General features: G+C 50.4%; 6 protein-coding genes. 4 read left to right on the top strand and 2 right to left on the bottom strand.

The genetic code is table 11. From position 1 onward, the window contains the following. The first annotated feature begins 2 nt into the window (after nucleotides 1-2). Complete coding sequence (locus FJZ26_03120; GenBank protein MBM3229399.1) at nucleotides 3-479, top strand: FtsX-like permease family protein; 477 nt, start codon at nucleotides 3-5, stop codon at nucleotides 477-479. Nucleotides 480-667: 188 nt separating this feature from the next. On the opposite strand, the gene FJZ26_03115 is transcribed toward FJZ26_03120, so the two are convergent. Then, complete coding sequence (locus FJZ26_03115) at nucleotides 668-2326, bottom strand: thermosome subunit (protein MBM3229398.1); 1659 nt, start codon at nucleotides 2324-2326, stop codon at nucleotides 668-670. 202 nt (nucleotides 2327-2528) lie between these two features. Here FJZ26_03115 and FJZ26_03110 point away from each other — a divergent pair, with 202 nt between their 5' ends. Then, nucleotides 2529-3086 (top strand): phosphatase PAP2 family protein, encoded by a 558-nt coding sequence (locus FJZ26_03110; protein ID MBM3229397.1) that lies wholly within the window; start codon nucleotides 2529-2531, stop codon nucleotides 3084-3086. Between the two features lie 27 nt (nucleotides 3087-3113). Next, nucleotides 3114-3662, top strand: coding sequence for a hypothetical protein (locus FJZ26_03105; GenBank protein ID MBM3229396.1), 549 nt, complete (start codon nucleotides 3114-3116; stop codon nucleotides 3660-3662). Nucleotides 3663-3690: 28 nt separating this feature from the next. Here FJZ26_03105 and FJZ26_03100 read toward each other — a convergent pair whose 3' ends face one another. Further along, nucleotides 3691-5088: a carboxypeptidase regulatory-like domain-containing protein gene (locus tag FJZ26_03100; GenBank protein MBM3229395.1), complete on the bottom strand. Its 1398-nt coding sequence runs from the start codon at nucleotides 5086-5088 to the stop codon at nucleotides 3691-3693. 18 nt (nucleotides 5089-5106) lie between these two features. On the opposite strand from FJZ26_03100, the gene FJZ26_03095 reads away from it, so the two are divergent. Further along, nucleotides 5107-6441, top strand: coding sequence for an MFS transporter (locus FJZ26_03095; GenBank protein ID MBM3229394.1), 1335 nt, complete (start codon nucleotides 5107-5109; stop codon nucleotides 6439-6441). The last annotated feature ends 148 nt before the right edge of the window (nucleotides 6442-6589 follow it).

The raw sequence follows: 6589 nt of genomic DNA, 5'->3' as shown, positions 1-6589 counted from the left end.
GGCTGCAAAACTCCCACAAGGTCAAGGAGGACAATCTTGATTTTACGGTCTTCACGGCAAAATCAGTCCTTGAGCAGATTGGGCGAATCACCGGCCTGCTTTCCCTTTTCCTTGGCGCAATAGCCGCAATTTCGCTTCTTGTCGGGGCCGTGGGCATTGCAAATGCCATGTTCACTTCAGTGCTTGAGCGAACGCGGGAAATAGGGATTCTCAAGGCAATAGGCGCGCCCTCTGAAACCATCCTCAAGATATTCCTTGCAGATTCAATAATTATCTCAACCATTGGAGGCGGGATTGGAGTTGTGTTCGGGGCGCTTGTTGCCTTTGCAATAGGTTTGGCAGGCATAAGCACTTCAGTCTCGTTTGAAGTTGTACTTTTCGCCTTCCTGCTTTCCATTTTTGTTGGCGGCCTTTCCGGCTACTTTCCTGCAAGGAGGGCAAGCAGGCTGCCTGCAGTAGAAGCACTAAGGTATGAATAGACACGATACCAAAAGAAAGACACCGAGACTTCAGGAATGCTTCAAGAATACTTCAATAAAAAACTGTCTGGCACAAAAAATAAAAAAGAATATAAAAAGAGGATATGGCAGGAGGTTTGCTCCTGCCACTTATTTTCAGGCTGCTTTTGGCTGGATTGAACGCTGGAGAATTGGAGCCTGGGCTTTACCTAATAGTCCCCGCCCATTCCACCCATGCCTCCTGCGCCGCCTGGAGGCATGCCGCCTGCACCACCCTTGCCCTTGGATGAAATCATGTCGTCAATCCTAAGAAGCATCCTTGCAGCCTCGGAAGCCGACTGGATTGCCTGTTTTTTGACCTTTGCAGGCTCAAACACGCCGTTTTTCCTCATGTCTGCAATCGAGCCAGTGTAGACATCCACGCCAAAGTTTGCACCCTCGTCCTTCTTGTGCTTTGTGCGCAGGTTGACAAGCATGTCAATGGCATCGGCACCGGTTGATTCCGCAAGCGTGCGCGGCACTATTTCAAGGGCCTCTGCAAATGCCTGGATTGCAAGCTGCTCCCTGCCGCCAATCTCGGTTGCATACTGGTTGAGCTTGGATGCAAGTGCTATTTCTGTAGAGCCGCCCCCAGTCACGTATTTGCCGTCCTCAATTGCAGATGAGACTGCGCCAATGGCATCGGTTATAGCCCTTTCCGCCTCGGCAACAACGTGCTCGGTAGAGCCGCGTGCAAATATGGTCACGGACTTTGCATTCGGGCAGTTTTCAACAAAAACCATTGCCTCGCCTGCAATCTTGCGCTCCACAACGTCGCCTGCAACGCCAAGGTCCTTTGAAGTAAGGTCGTCAAGAGTCGTTGCTATTTTTGCGCCTGTTGCGCGTGCGAGCTTTTCCATGTCGGATTTTTTCACCCTGCGTACTGCAGCAATGCCCTTCTTGGACAAAAAGTGCTGCGCAACGTCGTCAATTCCCTTCTGGCAGAAAAGTATTGTCGCGCCCGTTGCCGCAATCTTCTCAACCATGTCTTTTAGCATCTTTTCCTCCTGCGCCAAAAACTCCTGCATCTGGTTTGGAGAGGTAATCTCAATCTTTGCGTCCACTTCCGTCTTTTCAATTTCAAGGGCCGAATCCACAAGGGCCACTTTCGGGTTTTTGAGAGTTTTTGGCATTCCGGGGTGCACGATCTCCTTGTCAACAAGCACGCCTTTGATTAGCTGCGTGTCATTTATCTCGCCGCCTGCCTTTTTCTCAAGCTTTATCAGGTCATGGTCAATGGCGAACCTGTCGCCTTTTTTCTCAGCCACCTGAGTCACCGCCTTTACAACAAGGCCTGCAAGGTAGGTTTTCTGCGTCCCGACGCCAACCGACTTTGAGCCCATGGAAACCGACGCTATTTCCTCAAGTATCTTCGTGTCCTTTATGTCAACTTTTGTTGCAATCTTGTCCAGGACATCAACCGCCTTGTCTGCCGCAAGCGAGTAGCCTTTCACAACGGTGCTTGCGTGTATGTTCTGGTCAAGCAGGTCGCCTGCCTTTTTGAGAAGCATCCCTGCAATCATAACCGAAGTTGTCGTTCCGTCGCCTACTTCCTTGTCCTGGGTCTTTGCAATCTCGACCATGATTTTTGCAGCCGGGTGCTCGACGTTCATCTCCTCAAGGATTGTAGCCCCGTCGTTTGTGATGACTATGTCGCCCAATTCCGAGACAAGCATCTTGTCCATGCCCTTTGGGCCAAGCGTCGTCCTGATTGCGTTTGCAACCGCATATGCGACTGCTATGTTTGTCCTCTGCGCGTCCCTGCCAAGCACCCTGCTTGAGCCTTCTGGCAGGATTAGGATTTGCTGCCCTTCCAAGTTCTTTGCCATACTCTTCTACCTCCGGTTGTTTTTGTTAGCGCTGCTTTCAGCCCAGCCCCACAGGTCGCCTAAGTTTTAAGCAATTCCAGGCGCGACGGCCAGCTTCTAAAACGGCCCGTGCAGTTTTTCCCATAGGCTGCAAAAGCGATGGATATGTATGCGGTAAAATATAAATAGGTTTCTTATTCGTTTCCGGCAAAGATATAGAATTATGTGGGATGGCATGAATGAGTTCATGGGGCCTGTTGCAGCACCTTCGCAGGCGCTCTTTTCAATCATCTCCTCGCTTGACTTTAGGCCACTCACCATCATTTCGGCAGTTCTTGACTCGTCTTATTTGTTTGCCCTTCTTTTGGTTGCGATAGTCGTTGCAGTTGCACTGAAGGCAAAGGATAAGAAGATTGGATGGCGGCAGGCAAAGTTCGCACTGGTTTGCATGCTGCTGGCATTTGTCATAGGCTATGCCCTAAAGGAAATAACAAAAGTTGAAAGGCCGTGCGCAAGCGCCCAGGCAAAGATTCCTTGCAGGCAGGACTACTCGCTTCCAAGCCTGCATGCCGCAACTGCGTTTGCCCTGAGCCTTGCATATCTTGGCGATAGGCGCCACAAGCGCCTGTTTTTCATTCTGCTTGCTTTTGCAATTTTCGTGTCTTTTAGCAGGGTTTATCTTGGGATGCACAGCACGATTGACGTGGTTGCAGGCTTTGGCATTGCAGGGCTTGCTTATGCTGGCGCGCTTTGGCTTGAGGGCCGGGGCAAGCGTAAATAGGAGAAGAACTTTTGGATGATGACAAAAATGTCTGAGAGCTTGAGGCAATACGCGCATGTTTTTATCGGGCTTGTGGCATTTTGGCTAGTTGCGCTTTTAGGCAGGGTTGAAGCATCCTACTTGTTTTTTGCAGGCGGCCTTTTTGCATTGGTTGTTCTGCACCTGCACTATTCAGGAACCGGGGTTGGGCGGCTTTCAGTCTGCTTTGAGCACCTCAAGCGGCAGGGGCAGGAAGCCGACCTTGGTTTTTATTGGTACCTGTCCGGCCTGTGCCTTCTTGCAACATTTCTTTACAGGCAGGAAAGGCTGCTTGTTGCACTTGTGGCACTCGGGCTTGGCGATGCGCTTTCAACCCTTGTTGGAAGGCATGGCAGGCACAAGATTTTCTACAACAGGAATAAGACTCTTGAGGGAAGCTTTGCCATGCTTGTGTCCTGCGCCCCGGCAATCTACCTGTATGGCCCCTGGGGTGCCATCTATGCCCTTGCAGTTACGGCTGTTGAGAGCCTGCCGATAAAGGTGAATGATAACCTTACAATCTGCGCAGCCAGCGCAGTGATTTTTAACTTGTTTTAGGGTGTCCTGCTATTCATTTCTAGGCAGACTACTCCTCTTTTGGCTGCCTTTGTGCCTGGCGCTTTTTTCCTGCATGGATTTTTTTGTGCTTTGCTGATTTTTCCTTCAGGATGCCGTGTGCCTCCGGCTCAGACTTTTCAGCCATGTCCTTTGCGCTTGCAAACACTTGCGCCTGCTTGTGGCCAAAGTGCGCCTCGTGCCTTCTTTCCCGTGCCTTGTGCCTAAGAAGAAACATGACAACAAGGGCCGCAAGAAACGCAAGGCCTACAAATATCAAAAATATTGTTAGGCTTATGGCAGGCGCGGCTGCAACAAATCCCTCTTGCTTTTGGTTGCCTGTATCAACTTGCACAGGCTCTGGCTTTGGCAGTGCCTGTTTTTGGATGGCTTGCATTGTTGCCAAGGCCTTTGCGTACTTGAACGTGTATTTCCCAGTTTTTTGCGGCTTGAATTTTGTCGAGCCTGACTTGTCAGTAGGGTCCAGGGTTGTCTCAAACCCCCCAGCACTTGCAAGCAATACTGCGCCTGCAACAGGCTGCGAGCCTTCAAAAACCTTGATTGTCACCCACTCCCCCTGCAGCGCTGTGGCAGGAGCCACAATGCTGAAAGTTTCTTGCACAACTGGAGGGGTTGTGTTATTGTCGGGCTTAGGCTGTGGCTTGATTTTTGTGACTTGGATGTTGACCTGCCTAGTTTCGCCTCCAACAAAGCTTAGCGACGGCTTTTCATACTCATAGTTGCCTTCAGGCAGCACAAGCTGGTAGTCGCCTGGCTGCACACCTGTGATGACATAGGAGCCGTCAGGCCTGATTTGGCTTTCAGCGCCTATAACATAAACGCCGTTTTTTGAAAGCCTAACCTTGCCAAGGGCATCTGGGTTGCCGCCATCGTAAAACACCTGTCCGTAAACTGATGAGAGGCTTGTTTCCGTCATTACCACGTCACGCCTTGTGTCCTCATTCCCTATTGTAATTGGAACTACATGCTCAGGATAGCCATACCGATTGAGCCTTAATGTATATGAGCCTGGGGTGCTGATGTTGAACTTGTAGGCACCCTCGCTTGCCGCGGTGGTTGACGCAAGGACCGTGCCTGCCTGGAGAAGCTCCACGTGCGTTCCGGTAAGCCTTGTCCCAAAGCCGTCACGGATTGTCCCTGACAAGGTCAGTGCAAAGCCTGCGGCTGCAAAAACAAGAATTGAGAATATTGCAAAAGCCAAAACTGGGGCCGATTTTCCCATCCCATCACCTGCAAGTCTTTCATGCTCCCGGTATATAAAGCTGCTTTTATCACTTGCCGACGGCGGGAACCTGGTCTGCCTGTTTGCCTTGAAGCCAATGGAGCAAAGCCGCCGGTTTTTCTTGCATTTTTTTCTAGCATTTGTAGGAAGCACCTTTTGAGGAGCACGAAGGGCATCGGAAAACATTATAAACTATTATAAACATTGCAAAAAAAAATGCACTCCATGTATTCAACTGATTATATCTCAAAGATAATGGACAAAATGCCCCTTGGGCCATACCACAAGAGGCTTTTGGCGGTTGCCGGGGCGGGATTTTCCTTCACTTCGATGGAAGTTTTTGTAATAGCCTTCACCCTGCCGATTATAGTCCAGCAGTGGGGGCTTGATGTTGCGCAGGCTGGCTTTTTGGGCTCAGCCTCATTGCTTGGCATGCTTTTTGGAAGCTATATGTGGGGCTATATCTCGGACAGGTTTGGACGGAAAGTCTCCTTTGAGCTTACCATCTTTTTTTACAGCATCTTCACTTTCCTTTCGGCATTTGCCCCAAGCTACCCTGTGCTTTACCTGTGCAGGCTTCTGACAGGAATCGGCCTTGGCGGCTGCCTTACTGCCGACACCGGCTTGCTGTCTGAAAACATACCGTCAAAGCACAGGGGCAGGTTCCTTGTGCTTCTTGACGCGTTCTGGCCGTTTGGGCAGATATTTGCAACAGTCCTTGCCGCGCTTCTTCTCCCTGACTGGAGGCTCCTGTTCATTGTAAGCGCGTTTCCGGCCCTCATCATCGCACTATTGAGAAGGTCTGTCTATGAAACCCCGTACTTTCTTGCAAAGCACGGTAAGTTCAAGGAACTCAAAGAGGTTCTGGACAGGATAATGTCTGACAACAAAACCCCAATCAAGTACGAAATTCCCCAAAAGCCGAGGCTTGAAGGCGGGCAAAAGGAGTCTTATTTGCAGCTGTTCACGTCCAAGTACCTTAAGGCGACAATAATGATTGCCATAGTCTGGATGATGCTCAACTTCGGGTATTACGGCCTTTTCATCTGGCTGCCATCCATTTTTTTCCAGCAGGGGCTCTCAAAGATGACAGTTTACGCATTCATCATATTTACGGCGCTTGTGCAGTTCCCCGGATATTTTTCGGCAGCCTATCTGGTTGAGCGCATTGGGCGCAAAAAGACCCTGTTTGCCTACCTGCTTTTAAGCGGCCTTTTCGCGCTTTCATTTGGAGCAGTCAGGGACGAGTTTTCAATGCTTGCCATGCTTTCCCTCATGTCGTTTTTCTGCCTTGGAGCCTGGGGCACAGTCTATGCATACACCCCCGAGCTTTTCCCCACTCAGGCCCGCGCATCTGGAATGGGGTGGGCTGATGGAACAGGAAAAATAGCTGCGATATTCTCAACGCCGATTGCAGGACTGATAATGGCCCAATATTCCCTGTTTGCAGCGCTGCTTGTGCTTGGAGCCGCCCTTGTCATAGGCGCAATTGCGGTGCTTGTGCTTGGGCGGGAGACAAAAGGCGAGCAGTTTGAGTAAGGGCGTGTGTGTTGGCAATTGCTGCTTTTTACTTGGATGAGGGCTTTGGCATGGACAGGATAATCATCTGGAACGTGGACACGCAAAATGACTTTATGCTTCGCGGCGGAAGCCTGTATGTTGAAGGCGCTGAGCAGATAATCCCGGC

The sequence above is a fragment of the Candidatus Parvarchaeota archaeon genome (assembly GCA_016866895.1).
Lineage (GTDB): Archaea > Micrarchaeota > Micrarchaeia > Anstonellales > VGKX01 > VGKX01.
The sequence above is the reverse complement of the archived record's forward strand: the minus strand, read 5'-3'. Positions and strand labels throughout refer to the sequence as shown.

Bases quoted from the DNA above. Each gene is read 5' to 3' on its own strand.
- FJZ26_03115 (MBM3229398.1), bottom strand. From the start codon at position 2,326: ATGGCAAAGAACTTGGAAGGGCAGCAAATCCTAATCCTGCCAGAAGGC.
- FJZ26_03105 (MBM3229396.1), top strand. From the start codon at position 3,114: ATGTCTGAGAGCTTGAGGCAATACGCGCATGTTTTTATCGGGCTTGTG.
- FJZ26_03100 (MBM3229395.1), bottom strand. From the start codon at position 5,088: ATGTTTTCCGATGCCCTTCGTGCTCCTCAAAAGGTGCTTCCTACAAAT.
- FJZ26_03110 (MBM3229397.1), top strand. From the start codon at position 2,529: ATGTGGGATGGCATGAATGAGTTCATGGGGCCTGTTGCAGCACCTTCG.